This window comes from Phocaeicola coprophilus DSM 18228 = JCM 13818 (genome assembly GCF_000157915.1).
Classification (GTDB): domain Bacteria; phylum Bacteroidota; class Bacteroidia; order Bacteroidales; family Bacteroidaceae; genus Phocaeicola; species Phocaeicola coprophilus.
Map to the genome: position 1 here is coordinate 23,706 of NZ_EQ973634.1, position 26,607 is coordinate 50,312.

Here is a 26,607-nt window from a genome sequence, read left to right on the forward strand (position 1 = left end):
GACCGTGGCGAATGCCGTTCATGGTGAGAAAAATGCTTACTGATTCTTGCTGCTCTCAGCCGGAGGTCACAGCATGTTCCGTTTTATTTGATCTTTTCGTAAGTTCTCGCTATCTTTGCCTGCTGAAAATGAGTAAATGAAAATTAGACGAGCAAACTGAATAAGCATGAAAAGAGGTTTTTGGGAGGTATGTTGTGTGCTTGCCCTGACTGCCGGAAGTGTGCTGGCGGGCTGTGGCGAGAAAAAGGATATGTCGATGAAAATGAACGAGCCGCGCAATATTCGCGGAGTGGTGAGCTACAGACGTTCGTTCGGGGATCTGAACGACGTGCAGCTGAAGTCGGCCAAGGCAATTGGTATCCGGCCGATTGCTTCGCGGGAAGAAGCCCGGAATCTGGGAGACCGGCTGGACGAGATCGGTCCGTGTGAACTGTACGGAATGGATTCGCTGACGCACTCTATTCCGTATCTGGTGCCGAAGGCGAGTGAGCTGCTGGACACCATCGGGGCGAACTTCCTGGATTCACTGGCCTGCAAGGGGCTGAATCCGAACCGGGTGATCGTGACGTCGGTGACCCGTACGAAGGAGGATGTGAAGCGTCTGCGGAGAACCAACGGGAATGCGTCGATGAACTCGTGTCATTTCTACGGAACGACTTTTGATATCAGCTGGAAACGGTTTGAGAAGGTGGAGGATCCGGACGGACGGCCGATGCAGGACGTGAGTGCCGACACGCTGAAGCTGGTGTTGTCGGAGGTGCTGCGTGACCTGCGGAAGGCGGACCGCTGCTATGTGAAGTATGAACTGAAACAGGGTTGTTTCCACATAACGGCGCGTTGAGTATGTTCCGGTATTTCATCTATTTGTCGTTCGACGGAACGAATTACCACGGCTGGCAGATCCAGCCGAACGGAGCGAGTGTGCAGGAAACGCTGATGAAGGCGCTTTCTACCTTCCTGCGCCGGGAGATTGAAGTGGTGGGAGCCGGACGTACGGATGCCGGTGTGCATGCGCGGCTGATGGTGGCTCACTTTGACTTTGACACGGAGCTGGACGGGGAGGTGGTGACGGACAAGCTGAACCGGCTGCTGCCGCCGGACATTGCGGTGTACGGGGTGCGGCGGGTGAAACCGGAGGCGCACGCGCGCTTTGACGCAACTTCGCGCACGTACAAATATTATATCCACACGCGGAAGGATCCGTTCCGCAGGGGGTATTCGTGGCGCATCTTCCAGCCGCTGGATTTCGAACGGATGAACGAGGCGGCACAGACGCTGTTTGACTATACGGACTTCACGAGTTTCAGCAAGCTGCATACGGACGTGAAGACGAACAACTGCCGGATCATGCTGGCCCGCTGGGAGCAGACGGGGGACGGGGAATGGGTGTTTACCATCCGGGCTGACCGTTTCCTGCGCAACATGGTGCGGGCTGTGGTAGGAACACTGGTGGAGGTGGGCCGCGGCAAGCTGACCGTGGACGGGTTCCGCCGGGTGATCGAGGAGAAGAACCGCTGCAGTGCCGGTACGTCGGTGCCGGGACATGCACTGTATCTCACGGATGTGAGTTATCCGGACGATCTGTTCCTCTAGCGTTTTTCGGTCAGGTATTTCCAATAACGCACCGGCATATCCTTGCGGTGCTTGACGGGGTTCAGGCGTTCCCTGATACATACCGTTTTGAAATAGCTCTTCCAGAGATCCTGGAAGAGTTTTTCTTTTTCATCGAGCTGGTCTTCGCGGAGGATGCCGTCGGTAAGGGGTTGCTGGGCAGGATCGCTGAAGGTGATCTCGCTGACATCAGTGCGGTCGTAATAGTAGCCGAAGCGCCGGCGGGCATCGTAGATGATCCAGGGCTGGTCGGCAAAGCGGTCGCGGAAATGGCGTACCGTAAGCGAGAGCACGTTGTAGAGGGGTTCCATGATGCCGAAGTAGGTGCCGTCGGCGGTTTTCTGGAAGCGCATGAACTGGAGGACGCGCATGCGTTCGCCACTGACTTTGCGGCCGAGTTGCCAGACGGCCAGGACATCGGGATCGGCATAGTGGGTTTCGATGTTCCGGGGAGAGTCGAATACCTTGCGGAGGTAGCGCATCAGCAGCATGGGGGCTTCGGGCAGTTCGGAGAGCCAGCAGCCGGTGACGGAAGCAAGCCCGGCGGCGGAGAGTTTTTTGCGGAGAGCTTTCCAGACGCGTTCGGACTTTTCGGGATCGGTCACGAGGGTATGTACCTCGTCGCAGAACAGGGGAAGGGGCTCGCCGGCGGTGAGCAGGGCTTCGGGAAAGGTCTTGCGGGCGTAGGCATCGAACAGGGCGGTGAGCAGTCCTTCGAAGGTATGGTCGTAGAGGAAGACGGTCATGGGCGGACGGGTTAGGGGTTAATCCTGGAAATCGAAACTCAGCTGACGGTCGTCGGTCTTGCGGGCCGGACGGGGAAGGAGCAGCTTGCGTACACCTGCGGGCCCGAGATCGAGGATGGTCTTGTCGGGCAGTTCGTGGCAGGTGATGAAATAGCGGGCTTTCTTGACCACGGCTCCCATGCGCTTGAGGTCGTAGAGGCCGATGCGGGAGAAGCGGCGCGAAAGGACGATGAGACGTGCCGAGCGCACTCCGATGCCGGGGACGCGCAGCAGGGCTTCGTAGTCGGCCGTCAGGATGTTTACGGGAAAGAATTCCGGATGACGGAGGGCCCAGGCCAGTTTGGGATCGACTTCCAGATCGAGGTCGGGGGAGGCATCGTCCACGAGTTCATCCACCCGGAACTGATAGAAGCGCAGGAGCCAGTCGGCCTGATAGAGGCGGTTCTCGCGCACCAGGGGCGGCTGTTTCAGGGCAGGCAGCCGCTTGTCGTAGGTGTTGACGGAGATGTATCCGGAGTAGTAGACACGCTTCATGGTGGGGCGCTGGTAGAGGGCCGACGACACGTTGAGGATGTCGCGGTCGGTTTCGGAAGTGGCGCCCACGATCATCTGGGTGCTTTGTCCGGCGGGGGCAAAGCGGGGGGCATGGCGGTGTTTCTTCCGTTCCTCGGCACTTTCGAGGGCGCCCTGCTGGATATACAGCATCGGCTTGTAGACGCTCTGGTGGTCTTTCTCGGGAGCCAGCAGCTTGAGATTCTTTTCCGTAGGGATTTCCAGATTGACACTGAGGCGGTCGGCATAGCGTCCGGCCTGGCGCACCAGTTCCTCGCTGGCTCCGGGAATGCTCTTGAGGTGGATATATCCGTTGAAGCGGTGTACCTCGCGCAGGTCTTTGGCCACGCGTACCAGGCGTTCCATGGTGTAGTCGGGATTGCGTACCACGCCGGAGCTGAGGAAGAGTCCTTCGATGTAGTTGCGGCGGTAGAACTCGATGGTGAGATCCACGAGTTCGGAGACCGAGAGAGTGGCCCGGGGAATGTCGTTGCTGACACGGTTGATGCAATAGGCACAGTCGTAGATGCAATAGTTGGTGAGCATGATTTTGAGCAGGGAAATGCAGCGTCCGTCTTCGGAGAAACTGTGGCAGATGCCCCATCCTCCCACGGTGTTGCCGAGACCGTCTTTGCGGCTGTTCCGGCGCACGGTTCCGCTGGAAGCGCAGGAAACGTCGTATTTGGCCGATTCGGTCAGTATCTTCAGTTTCTGGATCACCTGTTCGTTCATCTTGCTGTGTATTTTTGATCAAAGGTAGAGAGAGTTTGCGACTTGTGCAAAATCTTTGGGGATTTTGTCGTACCTTTGCGGCCGGTTATTCAACGAGACAAATTTATGTGGTTATTACTGGCTTTCTGCTCAGCGGCGTTGCTGGGCTTTTATGACGTATTCAAGAAAAAATCGCTGGCAGGCAATGCGGTGCTTCCCGTGCTGGGACTGAACACCCTGTTTTCGAGTCTGATCTTCCTGCCGTTTATCCTGATTTCTCATTTCCGTCCGGAATGGTTGCAGCATACCCTGTTTTATGTGCCTGATGCGGGCTGGGAGGTGCACAAGTTTATCCTGGTGAAGTCGCTGATCGTGCTGTCGTCGTGGACGTTCGGCTATTTCGGCATGAAGCATCTGCCGCTGACCATTGTGGGACCGATCAATGCTACCCGTCCGGTGATGACGCTGGTGGGAGCCTTGCTGATTTTCGGCGAGCGGCTGAACGTGTATCAGTGGATCGGTGTGCTGCTGGCCATCGGATCGTTTTTCCTGCTGAGTCGTTCGGGCAAGAAGGAGGGGATTGATTTCACCCACAACAAATGGATTGCCTTTATTGTGCTGGCGGCGGTGCTGGGTGCGGCAAGCGGGCTGTACGACAAGTACCTGATGAAGCAGTTCAACAACATGGTGATCCAGTCGTGGTATAACATCTATCAGTTTTTCCTGATGGGCGGGGTGCTGATGTTCCTGTGGTGGCCCAAACGCAAGACGAGTACGCCTTTCCACTGGAACTGGTGCATTTCGCTGATTTCCGTGTTTCTGTCGGCAGCGGACTTTATCTATTTCTATGCCCTGAGCATGGACGGGTCCATGATTTCCATTGTGTCGATGGTACGCCGGGGAAGCGTGATCGTGTCTTTCCTGTTCGGTGCGATGATTTTCCGCGAGAAGAATCTGCGGAGCAAGGCTATTGACCTGCTTCTGGTTCTGATCGGTATGTTCTTCCTCTATCTGGGAAGCGTACTGGGTTAAAAATAATCCCTCTGTTCCGGTTCTGATGCTGTAAGTGTCAGTATGGGAACAGAGGGATCATTGTATCCGGGCCTGTTGCGCCGGTCAGGACGGATTATAAATCTTCCAGCACGATGGTATAGCCGCCGGTGAAGCTCTTTCCGGGAGCCAGATGCTGGATCCATTCACGGTCTTTCAGTTCGCCGCGGTAGCCTACGGTGTCGCAGCGTCCGTACCACGGTTCCAGACATACGAAAGGCACGTCGGGGTGGACGGCACTGGGCGACCAGACAGCAGCGAGAGGCGTGTTGAACTCCAGGCTGAGGTAAGGCTTCCGGTTGCGGTCGAGCAAAGTCATTTTCCGGAGCTGGCTGTTGTCGAAGATATAGGTGTCGCATCCGAAGCTGTCGCTGGTGAGTTCCATGATGCCGTCGGGCAGGCGGAGCTCCTGATGTTCAGGCTTCACGCAGCCCTTTTCTGCCGGAGTGAGGTAATGAAGCAGGAGGTGCTTCTGTCCGAAGTCGAGGAATCCCCGCTGCTTGGTGTTCAGATCGAGGTCGCGGTAGTAGAAAGCCGGATGGCCTCCGATCTGGAAATGCATTTCGCGGTCGCCGGTGTTTTCCACATTCCAGATCACCTGAAGGCGGTTGTCCCGCAGGCGGTATCCGATTTGCAGGATGAAGGGGAAGGGATAGAGTTTCAGGGTATCTTCGTTGCTCTCCAGACTGAATACCAGAGAATTTTCTTCCTCGTAGGTCAGCTGGAACTCACAGTCGCGTGCGAATCCGTGCTGTCCCAGTTCGTAGGTTTCCCCCTCATGGTTGTACTGGTTGTTCCATAACCGTCCGACGATGGGGAACAACACCGGTGAGCGGCGTCCCCAGAAGCGTATGTCGCCTTGCCATAAATATTCATTTCCGTTGGCCATGATGCTGGCCAGCTCTGCTCCGTGGTCTGTGATCTGGACCGTAATTTTGTCATTCGAAAGTATTTTCATCAGATTTATTGTTTTATTTCTCTTGATTTTTCAAGAAGCTTGGTTTATGGCCTCAAAGGTAAGAGATTTTTTTTTGGGCTTATCTGCTGAAAATATATATTTTTGTGCGGAAACCTAAAAATGTGAAAATGAAATATCGCCATTGGTCCGGCTGGATTATATTACTGACCCTGGCGGGGATAGTCGGATGTTCCAGGGCCGGACAAGACAGGAAGGGCAGGAATTTGGGAGTTTATGAGGCATTCATGCGGGAAATGGAGGATTCTCTGACAAAAGATCCTGCCGGAATATACAACAGGCTGGACAGTGCACTGGCTTCGGCTCCGGACAGCATGAGTTATTACCGGAACATGCTGCTGAAGGCGAAAGCACTGTTTTATACGGCTGAATTTGATTCGATGGTACCATTGATGGACTGTGTGCGGGCATATTGCGACCGCAGCGACGACAATGCTGCCATCCAGGGATTGTATTGCCAGATTTATAATATGGAGGGAAACCTGTACGGACGGAAGTCGGAAATGGATTTGTCGGCAAAGGCTTTTGAGAAAGCCTACGCCTGTGGACTGGCTGCCGGAGAGCGTGAGAAGCTTCCTTATATCTGCATCAATCTGGCTGATGCGTATGTGCGCGGCGGCCGTTTTGACCTCGGATCTTTCTGGTACAGACGCACGCTGTCTATGTTTGATTCGCTTCAGGTAGCTGAAAAAGACCGTTTCCCGGTTTATTACGGACTGGCTCAGGTAAGCATGGAACTGCGTAACTTTGACCGTTGTGACTATTATTTCAATCTGGCCGAACGTTCGTTTGACCAGATGCGTCCGTATGAGAAGCATGTGTATCTGAACAACCGGGGCAACTCGTATTATTTCCGTCAGGATTATCCGACGGCACTGGGGTATTTCCGCCGTTCGCTGGCGCTGACCCGGAAATATCCCGACATGGAGTTTGAACGGAATCTGACCATGATCAATATGGGTGAGGTCTTTCTGCTGATGAACCAGACGGACTCTTCTGCCTATTATCTGAGCCGTTGTTATGACTTTTTCCGCCGGGTGAATAATCAGACTGCCTTGTATTACATTGATACGCAGTTGATTGAACTGGCACTGAAGCAGAAGAACCTGCCACTGGCACGGATGCGCCTGAAAAATGCCGTGAAACCCGATTATGTGGAACCCAACATGGTGAATGTCCGGAACCGCTATCTGCAGCATTTTTATGAAGAGAGCGGGGATTTCCGGAAGGCTTACCATTATTTGCAGGAGAACAAGCGGATTGATGACTCGATCCGCAGTGAGCGTGTGAAGATGCGTGCCGCGGAGATTGCACTGAAATACCGTCAGGACAGTACGCTGATGCAGAAGGAAATTTCCATTCAGCAGAAGGAAAACCAGCTGCTTCATCTGCATCAGTGGCTTTATGGACTTGTGGGCTGCATTTTGCTGCTGGGTACGGCTGCACTGGCTCTGTATCTGTATCGCCGGAGAAAGATCGACAAGGAACGCTGGAAACTGCAGACGGCCATTACTTCCCTGCGTCTGGAGAATATCCGTAACCGGATTTCGCCACATTTCATCTTTAATGTGCTCAACCGGGAAGTGAGCGAACGGAAGGAAAACCCGGACAACACGAACCTGATGGGACTGATCAAGCTGATGCGGCGTAACCTGGAACTGACAGACAGTCTGGCCGTGACTCTGGCTGATGAACTGGATTTTGTCCATACGTACGTCAGTCTGGAGCAAAAGTCGCTGGGAGAGGAGTTCCGATTTGAAGTATCAACGGGTGATGTCGATCTGAATGTGGTACGTGTGCCTTCCATGCTGCTTCAGATTCCGGTGGAGAATGCCATCAAGCATGCTCTCCGCCTGAAGGAAGGCAAACGCAGACTGTGGATCAGGGTGATGCAGGAAGGAGAGAGAGTCGTAGCCACGGTGTGCGACAACGGAGGAGGCTATCGCCGGCAGAGTGTGAACCGGGGAACGGGAACCGGAATGAAGGTGATTACCCAGACTATTCAGCTGCTCAATTCATACAACCGGCAGTCTATTGTCATGACCATCAGCAATGTGCCGGTGGAAGACGGAGAAACAGGATGTGAAGTGCGTTTCACCATTCCTTTGCATTATTCTTACCGATTAACCAAATAACACTATGAATAAGATTTATCGAACAGTAATTATAGATGACGAAGAGAGTGCCATCGACAATCTCTGTCTGGCCTTGAAGCCATACGGACAGATTGTAGTGGAAGGGGTGGCACACAATGGAGCGGCAGGGCTGAAACTGATCGAAAAGGTACGCCCTGACCTGGTGTTTCAGGATGTGGAACTGCCCGATATGCTGGGCATGGAACTGGTTACCCGTGCCCGGAAGAAACTGGGAGTGAACATGGAGGTCGTGTTCTATACAGCCTATAACAAATATATGATTGACGCCTTCCGTGCTTATGCCTTCGATTTTCTGCTGAAACCGGTGGATTCGCAGGAACTGGAAGTCGTGATCCGGCGTCTGGAAGAACGGGGAAAGGAGGTGGAGGCGGTCAAGGCGCAGCTGCCTGTACCTACGGCAGAGAAACCGTTTATGATGGTGACTCCTACGGGTGACCTGCGTTTCCTGCATGCTTCGGAGATCGGTTATTTCCGTTATCTGTCGGGGCGGAAGCTGTGGGAAGTGGCATTGTCGGACGGAACTTTCCTGCCCCTGAAGCGGAATACGACGGCCGAACAGCTTTGTATTTATGACAAGTCGTTTGTGCAGGTACACCAGTCATATATCGTGAACATGAATTATCTGGTGATGGTTCAGGACAACCGCTGTATCATGTATCCGCCCTTCGACGGATGTGATGAACTGCTGGTTTCCAAGAAGTACAGGAAGGAAATGATGGATCGGTTTTATCAGCTTTAAGCCGGATGCTGATGATTGGATACCGAAGCGGTTGTTTTTTTGCCTGGTAGTGAAAAACGACCACTTAGTTTATAAATTTGACCGGATAGTTATTGATTTGGTCTGTTTTATCCATTCTTTGTCAAAAAAATATTGCGGCTTTATAAGGGATTGCTTACTTTTGCAACGAGGTCGTTTCTGATGGAAATAGCTTTGGTCTTGTCTGTCTCTGTTTTTGAGCTATGGAAGTGGAAACGGCCTTTTTTATATCTATTTGACTTACTTTATATTCGCTGTGAAGCGAATCTTTCCTCTATGTGATATAGGGGTGCTTATTTTATACAATAAACATTTTTTTGGTTGAGGGAGGTCACTCGCATTTGCGGGTGGCCTCTTTTTTCTGAAGACAAATACTTTTTGGCATATTTTTTTAGAGATTCTGACCTTTGAAAGGACAGGATTTTTCCGGATATTTGTGAAAAACAAATTTCCGATACATGAAAATCAGATATTTACTGCTTCTGCTCCTTGCTGCTTTTTTCTTCAGAAACAGTTACGCTCAGGAGTATCTGCCTCAGGTGGAATCCCGTTATTATGTCAGTGATTCCGTTACAATCTGGAAGCCGAAACCATTGCGGGCGGCGGGTGAGGTGATTGGAACTAACCTGGCTGTCTGGGCATTCGACCGCTTTATCGTCAATGAAAGCTGGGCCCGGATCAACGGGAAAACGATCAGGAACAATTTCAGACGCGGGCTGATGTGGGACAGTGATCAGTTTACCACCAATTTGTTTTCCCATCCTTATCATGGCGGGCTGTATTTTAATGCCGCACGCAGCAACGGACTGAATTTCTGGCAGTCCATTCCCTATGCAGCCGGCGGAAGCCTGATGTGGGAATTTTTCATGGAAACAGAGGCACCGTCTCCCAATGATATGCTGGCCACTACTTTCGGAGGGGTTGCACTGGGAGAGATAACTTTCCGGGTGTCCGATCTGTTCATTGACAACCGTACCAGCGGATGGGAACGTGCCGGGCGGGAACTGCTTGCTGGAATCATCTCGCCGATGCGGGCCATTAACCGGCTGATCACGGGGGAGGCCTGGAAACGGCGAAGTTATAAGGGGCGCAGCTATTCGAACGTTCCGGTCAATTTTGTAGTCAGTCTCGGTCCCCGTTTTCTGGCCGATGAGGAGAAGTCCAGGAAGGGATCTTCCAGTCTGCATGTGGACATGGCCCTGAATTACGGAAATCCTTTTGATGATGAACATTATACACCCTATGAATGGTTCCGTTTCAAAATGGGACTGGATGTGATCAACCAGCCGCTTATCAGTCAGGTGAATGCCATCGGTGCCTTGTGGGGAAAGAATGTATGGCAGCGGAAAAACCGTTCACTGATGATGGGAGTCTTCCAGCATTTTGATTATTACAACTCGGATATCAATGAGAAGAATGACCGGCTTGTTGCGCCTTACCGTATCTCGGAAGCTGCTGCTGTCGGCCTGGGCACCATCTATTACAAGAATCCGGAACCGGGAAAGAAGACCATGTTCTTTGGAGAACTGTATGCCAACGGAGTGGCATTGGGAGCCAGTCTTTCAGACTACATGAAGCTGGGCAAGAGGGATTATAACCTGGGAAGCGGATACAGCATCAAGGGAGGAGTAGGATGGATCTGCAACAGGCGGTTTGCTCTGCTGCTGAATCTGGAGAATTATCATATATTTACCTGGAAGGGGTATGATCCGGATCTGGACTGGAGTACGGTAGACGATCCGAATGCGCTGAATGTACAGGGAGACAGAAGCAATGCGCGACTGACGGTCGCTTCCGTCCAGCTGGCTTACCAGTTCGGGAAGCAGTGGAGTGTTGTTCTTTCCAACCGTTTCTTTAACCGGAAGACGAATTACAGATATTATGATGACGTGGACTATTCCACGTACGATCTGATGCTGAAAGTAGGGTACCGGTTGTAACCGGTACCCTTTGTGGTCTTTATTTATCCAGCGTGAGACTGGCCAGCGGTTCACCGTCAAGACGGTACACCGTGACGGTTCCGTTTTCGTAAGTGGCAAAGGTCGGTACGTTTCCTCCCTTGGGGAAGGTCACCGAACCCGTGTTGCAGACCACGCCGTCTGCCTGACGTTCCAGTTTCCAGAGATGCGTATGTCCGTAGAAAAAGCAGTCGGTGACAGCCTTGGGACGTTTTTCTTCGTTGTAAATGTGTCCGTGGGTCAGGAAGAGACGTTTGCCGTTGTCTACCACGAGCGTATAGTCGGAAAGGATCGGGAAGTCCAGCAGCATCTGGTCCACTTCCGAGTCGCAGTTTCCGCGTATAGCAACGATTTCTCCGGCCATTGCGTTCAGCCGTTCGGCAATGCCTTTCGGGTCGAGTCCTTCGGGAAGACCGTTGCGCGGCCCGTAGTTCAGGATATCGCCCAGAATGCAGAGCAGGTCACACTGTTGTTCGCGGTAGAAAGCCAGCACTTTTTCCAGAGCAGGCAGGGATCCGTGGATATCGGATACGATCAGGTATTTCATATATAATCTTTATTAAAGTTATTCTTTCATGTCATTGATGTAAACGGTCTGCAGTGACGGCTGGTCTTTTTCGGTCCAGTAGCGGAAATACTCGATCTGGAATTCTCCTCCGTTATCCTGGTCGGAAGGCAGTCCCCACCAGCTCGGGAAGGCTTCGCTGTCGAAATTGATGGTTTCAGGTGAATGCCAGAAATCGTTTTTCCGGTGGCGTATTTCTTTTCCGTTGACGTACCACACCAGTTCATCACGTGTCCATTTCAGTCCGGCTGTGATCCACTGGTCAGCCCAGCGGCCTTCTGTCAGGTGTTCCACGTGATCACTGATCTGCAGGTTCTGTTTCTTGAGGATGTAATGCGAAGTAGCGAAATAAATTTTTTCATAAGAAGGAGCCGCATCGTTGCGTCCGCAGATCTCAAAAATGTCAATTTCTTCCTGTTTGATGGAATCCTGGGTGTACAGCCAGAATGCACTCGACAGGGCAGAGTTCATCGGCTTGCATTTGATTTCAAAGAAGCCGTAGAGTACCTTTTTCTTGCTTTGTACCGCAGCCGTAGTAAAGGTATGGTAGCCTTCCGGAGCATCGGCCACATTCTCGCGCTTTCCGGTCAGGATCAGCTGTCCGTTTTCCACACGCACGTTTTCCTTACGGAACAGCGACGGTTGTCTACCCAGCCAGGTCGGGTTGTGGTCGTACCATTTGGCTGTATCGAAGGGAGCTTCAAATTCATCGCTGATCTGGGTGTTGTAAACCCAGTTTCCGCTGTTTCCTTCCATGCAGGGCTGTGGCCAGGTACTTTCCTGTTGGTTCACGTTTTCTGTGCAGGCACAGAATAATGCCATTGCAAAAGTTGGCAGTAAAAGCAGATTTTTCTTCATGATCATTTCTTTTTGATGCTGTATGTGTATATGTTTGACTAATCGAACAAAAGTACAAATAATAATTAATAAACTCAGTTTCGGCGAGATTTCTTTTGCAGTCAGAAATATTATTCGTAGTTTTGCGAACAACAAACAAAAAGAGAAAAGAAAGATGATCCAAAAGAAGTATTCGGAAGAGCAGGAGCGGATGGCCCGCTTTGCCAAGGCAATGGGACATCCGGCGCGCATGGCTATCCTTCAGTTTCTGGCCCGTCAGGAAAGCTGTTTCTTCGGCGATATCCACGAGGAACTGCCCATAGCCAAGGCTACCGTTTCGCAGCATCTGAAAGAACTGAAGGATGCCGGACTGATTCAGGGGGAGATTGAAGCTCCGAAAGTGAAATACTGCATCAACAGAGAGAACTGGGAAATCGCCAGACGGATGTTTGCTGATTTCTTCGGTCAGCCTCTCTGCAAGAAAGAAGGGTGCTGCCGTTAAGCCCCTTTTTTATGCTGTATGTTCGTAGTTTGGCGAATTACTAATAAGGTGAATTGTTAATCATAAAATTTAGATAAACGTATGAAGAATGTATGGTCTTTAGGACTGGTCTGCCTGCTTCTGGTTTCTTGTGGAAGCGGTGGAAAGGAAAAATCCGGATCTGAAGATCGGGTATGTGCCTGTGCCGGCGGAAGCACTTGCGCGGGAGGAGATGCCTGCAAAGGTCAGGGAACCTGTACCGGCGGAAGTACCTGTTCGGGGCAGGGTGCCTGCAAAGGTCAGGGAACCTGTGCCGGACAGAATGTAGCAGCCGGTGACTGTGTGGAGGTGCTTTGTTTTCACGGGAAACAGCGCTGTGCCACCTGCATAGCCATTGAGCGCAATACGCGTGAGGTGCTGGAGAAGGAGTTTGCTTTCGGCAATGCCCGCAAGTCGCCTGATACGTTCAAAGCCGGATTGGTGAAAACGGTCAGCGGAATGCTGAAGTAAGTACGGGGAAGCGTATGGATTGGTTACAGACATGGCTGGACAACAGTTCCACGCCTCTTCTGACTGCGTTTCTGCTGGGCTTGCTTACGGCTCTTTCTCCCTGTCCGCTGGCCACGAACATTGCAGCGGTGGGGTTTATCGGTAAGGACATTGAGGACCGGCGGAAGATTTTCCGCAACGGTCTGCTCTATACGCTGGGACGTATTCTGGCTTACACCCTGCTCGGTGTGGTGCTGATCCTGATCCTGAAAGAGGGATCCAGTATGTTCGGCATCCAGAAGGTGGTTGGTACATGGGGTGAACTGGCATTGGGGCCGCTGCTCCTGGTCATCGGACTGTTCATGCTCGTGGGCGACAGACTGAACCTGCCCCAGTTCGGGTTCAGCGGTAATGCGGAAGGACTGGCGAAGAGAGGGGGCTGGGGAGCCTTGCTGATAGGGGTTCTGTTTGCCCTGGCTTTCTGTCCCACAAGCGGTGTGTTCTATTTCGGTATGCTGATCCCTCTGTCGGCTTCCGTGACAGCCGGTTATCTGTTGCCGGCCGTATTTGCCGTAGCCACGGCGATACCGGTGCTTGCCGTTGCCTGGCTACTGGCTTTCAGTGTGCAGCAGATGGGCAGTTTCTACGGCAAGATGCAGAAGGTGCAGAAGTGGATGAATCTCCTTGTGGGAGTCGTATTTATTCTCGTCGGCATCTATTATTGTTGGATAATGTATGTATAAACAAGATTAATAACTGATTAAATTTTTGGAAAGATGGAAATTAAAGTATTGGGACCGGGTTGCAGCAGATGCAAGACAACCTATCAGGTGATTGAGAAAGTGATCAGGGAAAACAACCTGGACGTGAAACTGACCAAGGTGGACGATCTGATGGAAATGATGAAGTATAACATCATGACCACTCCTGCCGTAGTCGTGGATGAAGTGGTGAAGATGAAAGGACAGGTGCCCACGGAAAGTGACGTAAAGAAACTTCTGGGAATCTGAAAACGCAGGTAGTGACATGATACAAGATTTTGCAGACTGGCTGGTCTATGGGATTTTCGGGCTGAGTGCCGGAACTTCCCTGGGCACGGCTGTGAACTTTTTCTTCTACGACACGGTCAAGATTCTGATCCTGTTGTTCTTCATCAGTGTACTGATGGGCATTGTCAATGCCTATTTTTCGATCAAACGGTTGCGCAACTATCTGGTTACGCACCGGATGTACGGGTTGCAGTATCTGCTGGCGGCTCTGTTCGGAGCCATCACCCCGTTCTGCTCCTGCTCGTCCATTCCGCTGTTCATCGGGTTTGTGAAAGGAGGGATTCCCCTGGGAGTGACCTTTGCCTTTCTGATCACCTCGCCGCTGGTCAACGAAGTGGCGGTGGCCATGTTCCTCGGATCGTTCGGACTGAAAGTGACTCTTATCTATGTCGTCAGCGGCATTCTGCTGGGAGTGATCGGCGGTTTCGTGCTGGGACGGATGAGGCTGGCCCCTTATCTCAGCGACTGGGTGAAACAGATTCAGGCACACTCGTCGGCTCAGGCAGATGAGTGGGAGAAAGATCACACCACCTTTATCCGCCGGCTGCCTGCCATTGTCCGTGATGCCTGGCGGATTGTCCGCGGCGTACTGGTGTATATCCTGATCGGTATCGGTATCGGAGCCTTCATGCACGGCTTTGTGCCCGAAGGATTTTTTGAGCAGTACATGTCGAAGGACAACTGGCTGGCCGTTCCCCTGTCGGTTCTCCTGGCCGTACCGATGTATGCCAATGCAGCCGGTATCGTGCCCGTCATCGAGGTGTTTGTAGCCAAAGGGATTCCGATGGGTACGGCAATCGCCTTTATGATGGCGGTGGTGGGACTGTCACTGCCCGAAGCCACATTGCTCAAGAAGGTGATGACCTGGCGTCTTATCGGGATCTTTTTCGGTACGGTAGCCTTTTTCATCATCCTGTCGGGCTATCTGTTCAATTTCATATTATAACCCTTTACAAGACTTATAGCGTTATGAAAATTTTGATACTTTGCACGGGAAACAGTTGCCGCAGCCAGATGGCTCATGGTTTCCTGCAATCGTTTGACGCCTCGCTGGAGGTGTATTCCGGCGGAACGGAACCGGCCGCACAGGTCAATCCCAAGGCCGTGGAAGTGATGAAGGAAGCAGGGATCGACATCAGCAGCCATACTCCGGTCAGTGTCCGTACCTATCTGGATCAGGCGTGGGATTATGTCATTACCGTGTGCGGAGGAGCCAACGAGAGCTGTCCGGCGTTTACGGGGAAGGTAGGCAAGCGCCTGCATATCGGTTTCGATGACCCTTCGCATGCCACAGGAACGCCCGAGTTTATCGAGGCTGAGTTCCGCCGCGTACGCGATGAGATCCATGAGCGTTTCCATAGTTTTTATCTCTCGGAACTTTGCAGAAAGTAAAGATTATTCAGAGGAAAATTACCGGTCCGCATGATGCACCCGAACAGGTGTACCGTGCGGACCGTTTGATTACAGGCTCTTGCGCGGATCTTATGCTGCCTTTGCGCGGAATTTATGCGGTCAATCGGGCTGGATTATGCCTTCGTTGCGCAGGAATTATGCGGTCAATCGGGCTGCATCGTGCGGTCGTTGTATCACTGAATAAATTCATTTTACTTATAGTTAAATATTGTAAAAAGCAAAAAAAGAGGCAGTATTTTTTTCTTACCTTTGCATCCGGTTTAAGTATCATTATAGGGAAAAAAGCCCTTTGATAGTTTAAATTCAAAGTAAAAAAATAAGCACGGAACTTAAAATAAAACGATGGTTGGATTGAAGATTCTTTTGAGCTGGGCTTCACTGACTTTTTTGTTAAGTAGTGGAGTGCTTTTCATGCGTCGTCGCAGTGGAGACCGCTCCCGTCTTTTTTTAGCCTGGGTCTGGTTGTTTGCCGGACTTGCCTTTCTTTGTCGTTTGCTGGCTCCAGCATTTGATCAGCCTATTGTAAACCAGGTTCTTCCTGTTACAAACATGGGCGGTGGCCTTTGGGCGATTGTATTCCTTTATTTATATCCGCTGGAAGCTATTGGCAACGGATGGCTTACCCGGAGGAACATGTTGCTTTTCCTGATGCCCGGTCTGGTTTTAGGAGTAATCCTCTGGTTTATGAAGCCTTATGCCAGGGAATTAACTTCTTTCGCTGATATCTGGACATACATAGGAGAGTTTAATGTGTGGTTCAGGCTGGCAGCACTGATTCTGGGAGTTTCTTTTTATGCTGTTTTCCTGTATTATATTCCCTATAACTGGATGAAAAGTACGGTGTATCACAGCTGGATCGTTCTTTATTCTGTCAAAATACAGCTCATCTCTGTCTGTTTTGTTCTGTTTATGCTGACAGGACTGGCATGGGTCAGTTCCATTCATTTGCTGGTATGTATGGCAGTGGCGGTAACCGTAACCTACCGGGAACTCTTTATCCGTTTTGAGGTCCGTTGTACTGAGGATCCTCAACAAGAATCAGACAAGTCAGATGTTCTTCCTGACCTGGTTGCAGATGTCGAACCGACTGATCCCCTGATTGAGCGTCTGCGTCGTCTGATGGATGATGATCAGATCTGGAGGAATCCTGACATTGATCTGCCGTATCTGGCTCAGGAACTGAATACCAACCGCAGTTATCTGTCGAAAGCCATTCAGGATGACGGGTACAAAAATTTTGCAGACATGATCAACCGGAAACGGATTGCAGAATTTCTGAAGCTGGCCGATGCTGGTTCGGTAGTCAGTGTGCAGGATACATTTTTCTATGTCGGGTTCCGTTCACGTGAAACCGCTCTGCGCTGTTTCAAGAAATATGTGGGTGTTTCGCCTACCGATTATTTGCGCAGCCGTATGGCCTATCATACCCTCCAGACCGAATAATTTGCATTTTTGACACAATGTTTTGTAAAAATGAAACGTTGTGGAGAGAATTTCCAACTTATTTTGCAGTTGTAAAAAAATAAGCTGGTGACTTACGGTTTGAAGGAAATGAGAGGGCTTTTGTATCGGTTACCCGGAAGTCTTTTTTCCGGTCTGATACTTCTGGCGATGTTGTTTGGATGTGCAGGGTCTTTATTGGCACAACAGACTGTTATTCGTCAGACCGATCAGTCGTACACTCTTTTATTCAATATCGACAGTCATACTGTTGATACGGCTTACTGCTCCAACGATGCGGTTCTTGACCAGATTGAGACAGGGCTTGGCCGGCTTTTGTCTGTATCCGGGGTGATGATCGACTCTGTGGTCATTGTTTCTTCGGCATCCCCCGACGGTCGCAACAGCTATAATTACCGCCTTTCAGCGGAACGTGGGCAGCATGTGTATCATCATTTGCGGAGCCTGTATTCAGGCCTGCCCGAAGCATGCTGGATTCTGGAGTCCAGAGGTGAAGACTGGGTAGCTTTCCGCAATATTCTGGATGGAGATCCGGACCAGCCTGCCCGCAAGGAACTGCTTGCCATCGTCGATACGGATTATCCGGCCGACGAGAAAGAGCGTCAGATCAAGAGATTCAGGCAGGCTTATGCCTATCTGGCAGATCATCATTTATATAAACTCCGGGCTGTTTCCGTTACTGTATATGCTTCCGTGCACGACCTGGCACCGGTTGAGCCGGTTCATGCCCTGTCTGTCGGCACTCAACTGACTCTGAACCCTCTGTCTGCCGGCACTCATCTGATCCAGCCGGATCTGTCTGCATCTGCGGAAAAGAAACGTTTCCGCCTGCCTCCCTTTGCCGTGAAAACCAATCTGCTTTATGACGCCGCGCTTGTTCCTAATATCGGACTGGAGTTTTTCTTCAGGGAAAGATGGTCGGTAGCCCTCAACTGGATGTATGCCTGGTGGAAAACCGATCGCCGCCATTATTACTGGCGCGTTTACGGGGGAGATGTGGAGGCACGCTACTGGCTGGGGAAAGACGGTTACGGCTATCACCGTTCCGGTCATCACGTAGGAGTATATGCCCAGACCGGTACGTTTGACTTTGAACTGGGCGGACGCGGATACATGGTCGACGACTGGGGATATGGCGGAGGAATCTCTTACGGCTATTCCCTGCCCGTGGCCCGGAACCTGAATCTGGACTTTACGCTCGGAGTGGGAGTGTTTCACGGGAAATGCAAGGAATATCTGCCGATAGACGGGCGGTACGTGTGGCAGCTGACCAAGAAAATGAACTGGGTAGGTCCCACCAAGGCTGAAATATCTCTGGTGTGGCATATTGGAGACAGAAACTGAAAGGACGAAGCGATATGGGCAAGAAAGTGATACTATATTCCCTTTTACTGATGCTGCAGGCACTGGCTGGCTGCAAGCATAAGGATTTGTATATGGGGCATGACTCATCCTCTACGCTGATCCTTCAGGTAAACTGGCATCTGGAGTGGAACATTGAATACCTGATTGACTGGGAAACAGAATGGAACCCCGAATGGATCATGGACTGGAGCAAGGTGACACCTCCCGAACCCGAAGGAGTGCGACTGGTCACCGAGACCCGGGAAGAGGGATACCGCCAGATATTCAATCTGCCGTCGGGAGGAGGAAGAGTGACGTTGCAGCCGGGAGTTTATACGGCCCTGCTTCATAACAACGATACGGAGTATATTGTTTTTGAGACGGAAGATCTGGTGTCGACCTTGACGGCTACCACCCGCAGCCGTTCCCGCAGCCCTTATTCGGAGAACAATCCGGCTGAATCGACGGTAAATCCCCCGGACTACCTGTTTTCCAGTTACTCGGAAGAATTTCATATCCGTGAGCTGGAAGAATGGGAGGACGGTGAAGAAGAACGGATTATAGAGATTGATGTTGCCATGCATCCGGTGGTGTTCAGTTACATCATACGCTGTGAGTTTGAGGATGGCAAGGAATATATCAACGAGGCACGCGGAGCTCTGTCGGGTATGGCAGGTACGGTGAATCTGAGCAATCGCCGCACGCTTGATGACGTGGTTACGGTGTTGTATGAAGATGCTGAAGTGAGTGATTACGGGGTAGAGGCAGTGGTGCGTTCATTCGGACTGTGCAACTTCGATCCGGTTCCTACTGATGAACATCCCAACGGTCATTATTATACGCCGGACGGGGTGGAAAATCCGGGCAACCTGTTGCAGAACGGACGTCCACGGGCCGACGAGCAGACCCGCAATATCCTGACGCTGGAAGTAGCCCTGAAGAGCGGTCAGACAAAGACCTTTGAGGTGGATGTGACCGATCGCATGCGTGAGCAGCCCCGTGGCGGAGTGTTGCTCATTAAGGGACTGACGGTCACTCCCGAAGAAGGAGAAGGCAACCATTCCGGCGGATTTGAAGTGGGAGTGAATGACTGGGGAAACTCCGAAGAAGTGGAACTTCCCTTGTAAAAGCGAGAAATAAGCGATCTATATATAAACTAACTAATTATTAAGACATATGAAAAAGAATAAGTTTTGGCTGGCAGCAATGGCTGTAACCGTTTCAATGGCAAGCTGCTCATTGGAAGAAGTAATGGAGCAACCTGAACCGCAGGCAATCGGGTTCTCATCGTTCGTAGGAAAACCGACTCGGGCGGTGACGGAGATTATTAAACCGGATGGAACAGAAAGTGGGGTACAAAAACGTTTAACCAATTTTTATGTGTTTGGCCGTTACGGAGATAAGAATGGAGCTAATTATAGTAATGTTGTATATGAAAATGCAGAAGTTGTAGTTTCGAATTCAAGTTTTACAAATGTAGGGCCTACCGATGTTCAATATTGGGCTCTTAATAAGGATTATAAATTTGCAGCCTATTCTGATGGAAATTCTAAGATAGAATCCGATATCTCTTTTGGAACGGATGGAAATATTACTATTACAGATTATGAAGCAGGTGGCAAAGATTTGATATTGGCAACTCCTGCCGAAGTTCAAACAAATGCTACAATATCGGCACAACCTAATGTTGTTCCCCTTACATTCAACCACTTGCTTTCACAGGTTAGTTTCCAGTTTGTAGGAGAAGATTTTCCTGCTGGTTATAAGATAAAGATTGAAGGTTTAACTTTTTCTGTGAATAATACGGCTACTTATACCAGTTCGAATAATTCATGGGGTGAACCAACAACTTCTGCATCTAAAGGATATACAGTTGGTACTGGAACTGCGTTTGCTTTTGATACACAAACAAAATCAGATGCGAATTTCGTAATTCCTCAAAGTTATAGCAGTGATATTACAGCAGCATTTACAGCAACAATATATGATAAATATAATTCAGAAGTTGCAAGGAAGGCATTTACAACAGCTTCACTGTTGGCTGAATCCGCTTCAGGAATTCCTGAAGAATGGGTAAAAGGATACCGTTATCAGTATAACATAAAGCTTACTCCGTCTGAAATGACGAATATGTTTCCTATTAAGTTTACTGTAACTACTGTTAGTGACTGGCTGGATAGTACAACTCCAGGAGCTAGTGACGATTTGACGAATACTGCTAATCCATAATCCCCCTTTTCTCCGGGCGGCATTCCCGCCCGGAGAAATCCATTTTCATGCAGCCATTTAATCTCAAGGAGAAGATATGAAAAAGTTATATGCCCGGATTGTTCCGCTTGTTTTTGTGCTGGGAGCCTGTTCCTCTTCCGACGAGCCTGCTGCTGATCCGTCTGTACCTGTCGGTTTCAGTGTGCAGACCGAAACGCGTGCGGCTGTGACAGGGACTACTTTGCCCGACGGCAGCCTTTTCAAGGTGTGGGGCGGGTACAACGGCAACAATGTTTTCGACGACAGGGAGGTGACAAAAACAGCTTCCGGATGTACTTACACGGGTACGGAATATTGGGTGCCGGGGAAGACGTATAATTTCCATGCGGTATATCCGGCTGAATTGCCGGCTGGGGCTACACTCACCGTGGCTGGTGATGGAACGGTTTCCGTCAGCAATTTTGACTGTTCCGCTACGGGCGATGCGGCTGTCGATCTGATGACGGCATCGGCACCAGATATCAAGGCTGATGAGATTATTGCCAACCAAAATCCGGTGGAACTGACTTTCAGTCACCTGCTTTCTCATATATCCTTCGTCTTTGATAATCAGCTGACCGGTGGTTATGCGGCAGAGGTAACTGACATCTCTTTTTCGATCCGGGTGAAAGGAAATTACAACAGCAGTACGGAGCCATCTCCATGGACGAATCTGAATCCGGGAGCAATTACCCTCTATCCGGCAGCCGCTCCGCTGACGGTAGCAAACAAATTATCTGTCACTTCTGCTCCTGCCCTGGTTATTCCTCAAAGTAATACGGGGGTGAATGTCACCTTTACCGTTACTATCCGTGAGATAATCGATGAGGATACGGGAAGCACCACTATGACGGTGGTCAAACGCTTTACTTCACCGCTTGCTACAACGGACGGTGAGTGGAAAATGGGGCAGCGCTATGAATATAAGGCTACCCTGACTGGTGAACTGATGGAAATGGACGGTTTAACACAAATAACGCTGGATGTGAAGATCACAGACTGGTCGGTAGAAGATGCCAATGTATCGTGGGGCGGTGAAACTGCTGCACCTTAATATGATAGCTATGAACAGAGATATGTATGATATGAAACATGTGTTGCGTTACAGCCTGCTGGTGATGGCGGTGCTGCTCTGCCAGGCCTGTACGGGTACCGATCCGCAGGATATCACTGAGGAACGTACAACGACCATTTATCTGCAGCTCCCTCAGCCGGATGCCGGAACACGCAGTATATCTCCTGGTTACGAGGATGAATTGCAATTGCTGGAGAGTCAGATTTATACCTTGCGGGTCATTCTGCTTTCGCAAGCGGGTACCAATAAATCAACCACCATCAACCGGCTGTTTAAAGATGTAGACTCGGACGCGAGACTGGTCATAGAGAATGTACCGGTCGGAGTTGCGCAGCTTTATGTCATAGCCAACGAGGCGAGTATCGGACAGGATTATAGCGATATAGCCAATTTGCAGAAGCAGGTGGTGGATGTCAATGGTTCACGCAAGGTGCTGATCACAGATACCGGTAACCGGTATTTCCCCATAAGAGGCTCGGAACTTCTGGCTGCTGAGAAAAAGAAAGGCCTTCCCATGAGCTGGATGAACAAGAATCTGACAGTCAGCAAGGATATGACAATAGATGTTGCTCTGGAGCGTTGCGTCTCGAAGATATGTATGCAGATTCAAAACGATTTTTCTGAATCAATCAAGGTAACAGAGGTTTCATTCGGAGCGTTTTTCGGCAACAGCTTTTATCTGTTCAGAGAAGGAGCTCTGGATGTACCTGATCAGACATATAAAGAACAGGTATATGATCAGTCGGTAGACTATCCGATAGCTCCCAATGAAAGCGAAGTGCTGATATGCTATTTTTATCCCTCATTTGCCAGGACCAGCGATGTGGAAGCTTCTCCTTACACCATTGGTTTTAAAACCGAACACGGTGAATATCCGAAGATGGCTTTTCTTGACTCGGATGGAAAGCCCTATAACTCGATTCCCCGCAACAAGCAGATCAATATCAATGTTACGCTTAGCGGAGCAACGCATGTGAATATTGACTTTGAAGTGGTTGAATGGACAGAAAGAACAATTACAGTTCCTGATTTTGAATAATACCGGTGCGAATATGAACAAGACAGCAATACAGATAAAGATGATAGCCCTGTGGACGGTGATCCTGCTCTTCACGGCATGTCAGGACGATATGCCTTTCAGAAATACAGACCGCATACAGGAAGGTATTCCGACAACCGTGAAACTGGGTTTCCAGGCTTCGGAAGCAACGGTAGAAACCCGGGCTGCCCAGGATCGGAAGTATGAGGACAGGGTGGACAATGTGTTTATCCTGATCTTTGACGAAGATGGAAAGATACACGACCGGTTTTTCTGCAAGGATGGAAGCGGGCTGAGTTATGACAATGGTAATACTTTGTTGAGTTCCGGTATTCTGACGTTTACCACCACTTCGCTGAACAACGCCACCATTGTGGGTATTGCCAATCTGGCGGATGGGAATACGTCTACTGCCTATACGGTGACAGAAGCCGAGTTGACTGCGGTGAACACGCTGGATGAACTGAAGGCAAAAGTGATGACCATGCGTGATGAATCGGTATACCGCAGTGCCTATTTTATGATGACGGGGTATGCCAAGGTGAAAAATCCGGCAGACGGAACGGATCCGACATTGATCAATATCCCGGCTCTGGAGAGCGAGCAGACAGCAACACTGGAATGTACCCTGGAGCTGGAACGTACAGACGCCAAGGTGAAGTTTGTGGTCACTTCAGAAGTTCCGGAAGGTAAGGACTGGGAAAAGTTCTCTTTTCAGCCCACAGGCTGGATGGTTAAACGGGTACCCCGGCAGTCTCTTATTTTACCGAAAGATGCAGCCGATGAGAAGGGTAACTGGGATTTTGACGGTGACGCTGCCGCTGCCGTCTATTTTAATTCGCCGTCCTATGAATTTGAAACGTTCTCCAGAAGCGGAGCCTTGTATAAAGGCGGGAGCTTTGTTTTTTACATGCCTGAGAACAGAAAGAAATGTAAACAAGAAATTACTACGGGAGAATATGCATTGCGGGATAAAAGGGAAGATCCCACTACTGATGCGGATGGGAATGTAACCCTCGGGGATTTTATATATGCCGATGCAAACTCTACTTATGTAGAAATAACCGGTATCCTGTCATATTTTGAAGAGATAGATGGGGTAGACCAGCTGGTTTATGCCAACGTGCGTTTTCTTGTTCATCTGGGGTATGCAGATGTAGATGGAGATGGATTTGAAGATGTCAATGATTATGATACAAAACGCAATCATTCCTATATTTATAACGTTAAAGTAAAAGGGGTATATAATATTGAGGTCGATGTGGATGATGAGACAGATCCCCGTCCCGGCTATGACGGAGATGTGGTGGTGAACTATCAGGACAGTTATCAGTTTGACTGTCATTACGACCGTCGTCTGATTAAGCTGAACAGAAGCGGATTCAAGCCCAAGGAAGGAGGTACGGCAGGTACCCTCCGGTGGGGAGTAAGCACGCCGTTCAGCAAGGGGATTCATGAGGTAGTTGCAAATGCCGCGGATATAAAACAGAATATGAGAGACTACCGTTGGATCAAGTTTGCTGTGAATAAAGAGTATGGAGTAGCCAATGACAAGATGGTGAAATATCCCGGTGATCAGAATTACAATGACCCTTTCCCGCTGGATCGTACTAAGAACGATTAGCCTTCTCCTTATTATTCTCCGGACGGAGACGGGTATCAGAATAACGAAACTGTGAATACCGAGAAAGCCCGTCTTCGGGATGTGAACCAGCTGATGCAATTCCTGAAAGAGGAGGCAGTGACTAATTCAAATGGAATATTTGATGCGGATGGCTATGCATGGATCACTGCCTTTGTGGATGAAAATGTATATGCGTATGATCCGAGAACCAATTTGCAGGATCTCACGTTGTGGAAGAAAATGGCTGAAACGGACGACCGTCAGCTTTATATCATTGTCGATGAAGAGAAATATTCCGAAGATAATCAGTCGAGTGTGATCAAGGCACAATATTCTTTCCGCCAGCGCAGTGTCCGTACTGTTTATAATGTCAATAAGGAGAGCCTGAAGACAGCCTGGGGGCTGGAGTCGAATATGGAAACCGAAAGACTTTATGCAGGTACGATTAATAATGGAGTTACGACGGACAAATCCAACGGACGTCTGAATACGCTTCGTATTCTTTTAGGAAATAATTACCAGTATTATCCTGTAAATTTGAAGTGGACTGATGTATTAAATACCAGCGATGTATTCAGCGAAAGCGAATATTATGGGCTTAACAGTGGGTATGAATATGCTATTTATGCTTGCCTGATCCGGAATCGTGATCTGGATGGGGATAATATAGTAGATGCGGATGAAATCCGCTGGTATCTGGCCAGTATCAATCAGCTGGTGGATATCTATCTGGGAGAGTATGCGCTGGATGCATTGTCGCGTCTGTATCCCACTGATGCTGTCGACCGTCCGGGAGGAAAGAGCGTATATTGGCATTACACTTCCAGTTCGTATGACGGTCAGGAGTCAAATCCCTGGGTATTGTGGGCAGAAGAGGGAGCTTCACTGGGACGGAAAAATGATTCTCAGCTTGTAAAATATAATGGGCCTTTTTATTCATACCGCTGTCTGCGTAATCTGGGAATCCCGCTGGATCAGCCGGATAAGGAACCTGTCGATCTGGTATCTGTGCATCAGATTGGAGCTACCCGTGGCTATCAGATCGATGTCACGAATATGAACGAAAAGTCAAGGCGTCCGAATTATGAGACAGTTTTGGCTGCCCATAACGAACGTCAGCAGGACAACCGGCCTTATGCTTATTTTGAAGTACATCCTGATTATTTTCCCCAGGGTGATAACTGGTATACATGGCAATATTATCAGACTTACAATCCCTGTCCGACGGGGTACCGAATCCCCAATCAGCGTGAATTACTGATTATGTCGACCCGCCTTCCAGGCGCAGCATGGAAGGATGGGTATAATGGTGAGCATTATATGAGTCAGACAGCTTTTTCTTTGATGGGGCAACCTCCTTATACGGACAAACGTGTGGGATTTATCTGGCATAAAAATGGTAATTTCATATTGGTCAATGGTAGTTTTGATGAAAATGGCAAACCAAATGAAATAGGTGTTGTCCGTCCGGTAAAGGATATCACTTCCATTACAGCCAATTGAGAATGCCGTCTCAGAACTCATCAATGGTTGCATTGACAAAGTCGAGGAAGGGCTTCATGATCTCGAACATTCCGGCTGTGCGCTCCAGCCAGTCGGGAGCCGTGAAAAACTCCTCCGGGACAGGGTGACAGCAGGAGTAATCCTTGCAGCGGATGTATTCAGGGTAGGGGAAGTCCTTGGGAAATCCCTTGGGGATGGTTTTCACCCGTGTTTCTCCCAGTACGGGAAACAGGCTGTGGAACGGATCGCTGCCCACGATGCGGTGGAAAGTTTCCGGTTGTTCGCAGATGCTCTGGCGTACGGCACGCAGGACGTCCGACGGCAGGCAGTAGGCTCCTCCGGCTACCAGACAGCCTTCCGGTTCCAGGTGCATGTAGTATCCGCCATGGTTGGACTTCTTGCCCCGGGCATTGATGTAGGCTCCGAAATGGCGTTTGTAGGGAGACTTGTCGGGAGAAAAGCGGGTGTCGCGGTAGAACCGGTAGGTGCAGTCGGCCACCGTCAGATATTGCACGGACGGGTCGAATGCGGTAATGCGCACGATCAGGTCGTGTACCATGCTTTCGAAAGCAGCCCGTGCCTCGTCGTAGAGGTCGCGGTGCTCGTGAAACCATTCGCGGTTGTTGTTGACGGCGATCTGTCGCAAATATTGCAGGCAGATTTCTGCCCGTTTATCGGAAGGGATATGCTGGCTCATAAGAATCATCAGTTTATAATTTTGTTCGGTTTGCAAAAGTAGCAAGAATTATTTATCTTTGGATTTAATAGCGTGATAAACACATGCATCTTATGAATAAAAACGGGTGAATCTATGAAACACAGATCTGTATATCGGCTGAAATTGGCCGTCTGTATGTTATTGACGGCCACTGGGGGAGTGAAAGTCCGGGAAAGTGATGTCGTTGTACTGGTACTTGGAGGCACAGTGTCATTTATTCAGGAATTGGCTGGGGAGGTGCCAAT

Annotated in this window: 26 protein-coding genes; 20 read left to right on the forward strand and 6 right to left on the reverse strand. The window is 50.0% G+C overall.

All coding sequences use genetic code 11. From position 1 onward, the window contains the following. Positions 1 to 166 precede the first annotated feature (166 nt). Entirely contained in the window at positions 167 to 841 is a 675-nt protein-coding gene (locus tag BACCOPRO_RS04210; protein ID WP_008141261.1) for a DUF5715 family protein, read from the forward strand. Between the two features lie 2 nt (positions 842 to 843). Then, positions 844 to 1,593 (forward strand): tRNA pseudouridine(38-40) synthase TruA, encoded by a 750-nt coding sequence (gene truA, locus BACCOPRO_RS04215; protein WP_008141262.1) that lies wholly within the window; start codon positions 844 to 846, stop codon positions 1,591 to 1,593. Here the strand turns inward: truA and BACCOPRO_RS04220 are convergent. Both BACCOPRO_RS04220 and BACCOPRO_RS04225 read right to left on the reverse strand, forming a co-directional pair. Beyond that, positions 1,590 to 2,357, reverse strand: coding sequence for a TIGR03915 family putative DNA repair protein (locus BACCOPRO_RS04220; protein ID WP_008141264.1), 768 nt, complete (start codon positions 2,355 to 2,357; stop codon positions 1,590 to 1,592). The genes truA and BACCOPRO_RS04220 overlap by 4 nt on opposite strands. A gap of 18 nt (positions 2,358 to 2,375) precedes the next feature. Next, positions 2,376 to 3,641 (reverse strand): putative DNA modification/repair radical SAM protein, encoded by a 1,266-nt coding sequence (locus BACCOPRO_RS04225; protein WP_008141265.1) that lies wholly within the window; start codon positions 3,639 to 3,641, stop codon positions 2,376 to 2,378. Between the two features lie 105 nt (positions 3,642 to 3,746). On the opposite strand from BACCOPRO_RS04225, the gene BACCOPRO_RS04230 reads away from it, so the two are divergent. Beyond that, positions 3,747 to 4,652 (forward strand): DMT family transporter, encoded by a 906-nt coding sequence (locus BACCOPRO_RS04230; RefSeq protein ID WP_008141266.1) that lies wholly within the window; start codon positions 3,747 to 3,749, stop codon positions 4,650 to 4,652. 94 nt (positions 4,653 to 4,746) lie between these two features. Here BACCOPRO_RS04230 and BACCOPRO_RS04235 read toward each other — a convergent pair whose 3' ends face one another. Continuing rightward, positions 4,747 to 5,628, reverse strand: coding sequence for an aldose 1-epimerase family protein (locus BACCOPRO_RS04235; protein ID WP_040311164.1), 882 nt, complete (start codon positions 5,626 to 5,628; stop codon positions 4,747 to 4,749). A 128-nt stretch (positions 5,629 to 5,756) separates the two neighbouring features. On the opposite strand from BACCOPRO_RS04235, the gene BACCOPRO_RS04240 reads away from it, so the two are divergent. From BACCOPRO_RS04240 to BACCOPRO_RS04250, 3 genes are all read left to right on the forward strand, one after another. After that, entirely contained in the window at positions 5,757 to 7,781 is a 2,025-nt protein-coding gene (locus BACCOPRO_RS04240) for a tetratricopeptide repeat-containing sensor histidine kinase (RefSeq protein WP_008141269.1), read from the forward strand. 4 nt (positions 7,782 to 7,785) lie between these two features. Next, on the forward strand, positions 7,786 to 8,541 hold the full coding sequence (locus BACCOPRO_RS04245; RefSeq protein ID WP_008141270.1) for a LytR/AlgR family response regulator transcription factor: 756 nt from the start codon (positions 7,786 to 7,788) through the stop codon (positions 8,539 to 8,541). A gap of 476 nt (positions 8,542 to 9,017) precedes the next feature. Continuing rightward, a complete protein-coding gene (locus BACCOPRO_RS04250) occupies positions 9,018 to 10,499 on the forward strand; it encodes a DUF3943 domain-containing protein (protein WP_008141272.1) in 1,482 nt (493 codons plus the stop codon). Between the two features lie 19 nt (positions 10,500 to 10,518). Here the strand turns inward: BACCOPRO_RS04250 and yfcE are convergent, their stop codons facing one another. Both yfcE and BACCOPRO_RS04260 read right to left on the reverse strand, forming a co-directional pair. Next, the gene (gene yfcE / locus BACCOPRO_RS04255) at positions 10,519 to 11,064 is read right to left on the reverse strand and encodes a phosphodiesterase (RefSeq protein ID WP_008141273.1); all 546 of its coding nucleotides are present in this window, start codon (positions 11,062 to 11,064) and stop codon (positions 10,519 to 10,521) included. An 18-nt stretch (positions 11,065 to 11,082) separates the two neighbouring features. After that, positions 11,083 to 11,940 (reverse strand): family 16 glycosylhydrolase, encoded by an 858-nt coding sequence (locus BACCOPRO_RS04260; RefSeq protein ID WP_162231581.1) that lies wholly within the window; start codon positions 11,938 to 11,940, stop codon positions 11,083 to 11,085. A gap of 154 nt (positions 11,941 to 12,094) precedes the next feature. Here BACCOPRO_RS04260 and BACCOPRO_RS04265 point away from each other — a divergent pair, with 154 nt between their 5' ends. The 14 genes from BACCOPRO_RS04265 to BACCOPRO_RS17135 all read left to right on the forward strand — a co-directional run bounded on the left by BACCOPRO_RS04265 (position 12,095) and on the right by BACCOPRO_RS17135 (position 25,644). Then, the gene (locus tag BACCOPRO_RS04265) at positions 12,095 to 12,421 is read left to right on the forward strand and encodes an ArsR/SmtB family transcription factor (RefSeq protein WP_040311165.1); all 327 of its coding nucleotides are present in this window, start codon (positions 12,095 to 12,097) and stop codon (positions 12,419 to 12,421) included. Positions 12,422 to 12,502: 81 nt separating this feature from the next. After that, complete coding sequence (locus BACCOPRO_RS17125; protein ID WP_008141276.1) at positions 12,503 to 12,910, forward strand: hypothetical protein; 408 nt, start codon at positions 12,503 to 12,505, stop codon at positions 12,908 to 12,910. A 14-nt stretch (positions 12,911 to 12,924) separates the two neighbouring features. After that, positions 12,925 to 13,632: an aromatic aminobenezylarsenical efflux permease ArsG family transporter gene (locus BACCOPRO_RS04275; RefSeq protein ID WP_008141277.1), complete on the forward strand. Its 708-nt coding sequence runs from the start codon at positions 12,925 to 12,927 to the stop codon at positions 13,630 to 13,632. 33 nt (positions 13,633 to 13,665) lie between these two features. After that, on the forward strand, positions 13,666 to 13,899 hold the full coding sequence (locus tag BACCOPRO_RS04280) for a thioredoxin family protein (protein ID WP_008141280.1): 234 nt from the start codon (positions 13,666 to 13,668) through the stop codon (positions 13,897 to 13,899). Positions 13,900 to 13,915: 16 nt separating this feature from the next. Continuing rightward, the gene (locus BACCOPRO_RS04285; protein WP_008141282.1) at positions 13,916 to 14,884 is read left to right on the forward strand and encodes a permease; all 969 of its coding nucleotides are present in this window, start codon (positions 13,916 to 13,918) and stop codon (positions 14,882 to 14,884) included. Positions 14,885 to 14,907: 23 nt separating this feature from the next. Next, the gene (locus tag BACCOPRO_RS04290; RefSeq protein WP_081446913.1) at positions 14,908 to 15,330 is read left to right on the forward strand and encodes an arsenate reductase ArsC; all 423 of its coding nucleotides are present in this window, start codon (positions 14,908 to 14,910) and stop codon (positions 15,328 to 15,330) included. A gap of 363 nt (positions 15,331 to 15,693) precedes the next feature. Next, positions 15,694 to 16,794 (forward strand): helix-turn-helix domain-containing protein, encoded by a 1,101-nt coding sequence (locus tag BACCOPRO_RS04300; RefSeq protein WP_008141287.1) that lies wholly within the window; start codon positions 15,694 to 15,696, stop codon positions 16,792 to 16,794. An 87-nt stretch (positions 16,795 to 16,881) separates the two neighbouring features. Further along, on the forward strand, positions 16,882 to 18,156 hold the full coding sequence (locus BACCOPRO_RS04305; RefSeq protein WP_050765270.1) for a DUF3575 domain-containing protein: 1,275 nt from the start codon (positions 16,882 to 16,884) through the stop codon (positions 18,154 to 18,156). After that, a complete protein-coding gene (locus tag BACCOPRO_RS04310; RefSeq protein ID WP_050765271.1) occupies positions 18,132 to 19,283 on the forward strand; it encodes a DUF5119 domain-containing protein in 1,152 nt (383 codons plus the stop codon). Before BACCOPRO_RS04305 ends, BACCOPRO_RS04310 begins: the two co-directional genes overlap by 25 nt. A 49-nt stretch (positions 19,284 to 19,332) precedes the next feature. After that, complete coding sequence (locus BACCOPRO_RS04315; protein ID WP_008141294.1) at positions 19,333 to 20,385, forward strand: fimbrillin family protein; 1,053 nt, start codon at positions 19,333 to 19,335, stop codon at positions 20,383 to 20,385. Positions 20,386 to 20,461: 76 nt separating this feature from the next. After that, positions 20,462 to 21,457 (forward strand): fimbrillin family protein, encoded by a 996-nt coding sequence (locus BACCOPRO_RS04320; RefSeq protein ID WP_008141296.1) that lies wholly within the window; start codon positions 20,462 to 20,464, stop codon positions 21,455 to 21,457. Between the two features lie 10 nt (positions 21,458 to 21,467). Beyond that, positions 21,468 to 22,517 carry a hypothetical protein gene (locus tag BACCOPRO_RS04325; protein WP_155819069.1) on the forward strand — a complete coding sequence of 350 codons (1,050 nt, stop codon included), beginning with the start codon at positions 21,468 to 21,470 and terminating at the stop codon, positions 22,515 to 22,517. Between the two features lie 13 nt (positions 22,518 to 22,530). Next, positions 22,531 to 24,141 carry a fimbrial protein gene (locus BACCOPRO_RS17130; protein ID WP_155819072.1) on the forward strand — a complete coding sequence of 537 codons (1,611 nt, stop codon included), beginning with the start codon at positions 22,531 to 22,533 and terminating at the stop codon, positions 24,139 to 24,141. A gap of 51 nt (positions 24,142 to 24,192) precedes the next feature. Then, a complete protein-coding gene (locus BACCOPRO_RS17135; protein WP_008141303.1) occupies positions 24,193 to 25,644 on the forward strand; it encodes a hypothetical protein in 1,452 nt (483 codons plus the stop codon). Positions 25,645 to 25,654: 10 nt separating this feature from the next. Here BACCOPRO_RS17135 and BACCOPRO_RS04335 read toward each other — a convergent pair whose 3' ends face one another. After that, entirely contained in the window at positions 25,655 to 26,341 is a 687-nt protein-coding gene (locus BACCOPRO_RS04335) for a DUF2461 domain-containing protein (RefSeq protein ID WP_040311192.1), read from the reverse strand. Between the last annotated feature and the right edge of the window lie 266 nt (positions 26,342 to 26,607).

Bases quoted from the DNA above. Each gene is read 5' to 3' on its own strand.
- BACCOPRO_RS04290 (WP_081446913.1), top strand. From the start codon at position 14,908: ATGAAAATTTTGATACTTTGCACGGGAAACAGTTGCCGCAGCCAGATG.
- BACCOPRO_RS17130 (WP_155819072.1), top strand. From the start codon at position 22,531: ATGAACAAGACAGCAATACAGATAAAGATGATAGCCCTGTGGACGGTG.
- BACCOPRO_RS04320 (WP_008141296.1), top strand. From the start codon at position 20,462: ATGAAAAAGTTATATGCCCGGATTGTTCCGCTTGTTTTTGTGCTGGGA.
- yfcE (WP_008141273.1), bottom strand. From the start codon at position 11,064: ATGAAATACCTGATCGTATCCGATATCCACGGATCCCTGCCTGCTCTG.
- BACCOPRO_RS04225 (WP_008141265.1), bottom strand. From the start codon at position 3,641: ATGAACGAACAGGTGATCCAGAAACTGAAGATACTGACCGAATCGGCC.
- BACCOPRO_RS17125 (WP_008141276.1), top strand. From the start codon at position 12,503: ATGAAGAATGTATGGTCTTTAGGACTGGTCTGCCTGCTTCTGGTTTCT.
- BACCOPRO_RS04300 (WP_008141287.1), top strand. From the start codon at position 15,694: ATGGTTGGATTGAAGATTCTTTTGAGCTGGGCTTCACTGACTTTTTTG.
- BACCOPRO_RS04245 (WP_008141270.1), top strand. From the start codon at position 7,786: ATGAATAAGATTTATCGAACAGTAATTATAGATGACGAAGAGAGTGCC.
- BACCOPRO_RS04220 (WP_008141264.1), bottom strand. From the start codon at position 2,357: ATGACCGTCTTCCTCTACGACCATACCTTCGAAGGACTGCTCACCGCC.
- BACCOPRO_RS04210 (WP_008141261.1), top strand. From the start codon at position 167: ATGAAAAGAGGTTTTTGGGAGGTATGTTGTGTGCTTGCCCTGACTGCC.
- BACCOPRO_RS04280 (WP_008141280.1), top strand. From the start codon at position 13,666: ATGGAAATTAAAGTATTGGGACCGGGTTGCAGCAGATGCAAGACAACC.
- BACCOPRO_RS04250 (WP_008141272.1), top strand. From the start codon at position 9,018: ATGAAAATCAGATATTTACTGCTTCTGCTCCTTGCTGCTTTTTTCTTC.
- BACCOPRO_RS04325 (WP_155819069.1), top strand. From the start codon at position 21,468: ATGAACAGAGATATGTATGATATGAAACATGTGTTGCGTTACAGCCTG.
- BACCOPRO_RS04260 (WP_162231581.1), bottom strand. From the start codon at position 11,940: ATGAAGAAAAATCTGCTTTTACTGCCAACTTTTGCAATGGCATTATTC.
- BACCOPRO_RS04315 (WP_008141294.1), top strand. From the start codon at position 19,333: ATGAAAAAGAATAAGTTTTGGCTGGCAGCAATGGCTGTAACCGTTTCA.
- BACCOPRO_RS04285 (WP_008141282.1), top strand. From the start codon at position 13,916: ATGATACAAGATTTTGCAGACTGGCTGGTCTATGGGATTTTCGGGCTG.
- BACCOPRO_RS04230 (WP_008141266.1), top strand. From the start codon at position 3,747: ATGTGGTTATTACTGGCTTTCTGCTCAGCGGCGTTGCTGGGCTTTTAT.
- BACCOPRO_RS04240 (WP_008141269.1), top strand. From the start codon at position 5,757: ATGAAATATCGCCATTGGTCCGGCTGGATTATATTACTGACCCTGGCG.
- truA (WP_008141262.1), top strand. From the start codon at position 844: ATGTTCCGGTATTTCATCTATTTGTCGTTCGACGGAACGAATTACCAC.
- BACCOPRO_RS04335 (WP_040311192.1), bottom strand. From the start codon at position 26,341: ATGAGCCAGCATATCCCTTCCGATAAACGGGCAGAAATCTGCCTGCAA.
- BACCOPRO_RS04265 (WP_040311165.1), top strand. From the start codon at position 12,095: ATGATCCAAAAGAAGTATTCGGAAGAGCAGGAGCGGATGGCCCGCTTT.
- BACCOPRO_RS04275 (WP_008141277.1), top strand. From the start codon at position 12,925: ATGGATTGGTTACAGACATGGCTGGACAACAGTTCCACGCCTCTTCTG.
- BACCOPRO_RS04235 (WP_040311164.1), bottom strand. From the start codon at position 5,628: ATGAAAATACTTTCGAATGACAAAATTACGGTCCAGATCACAGACCAC.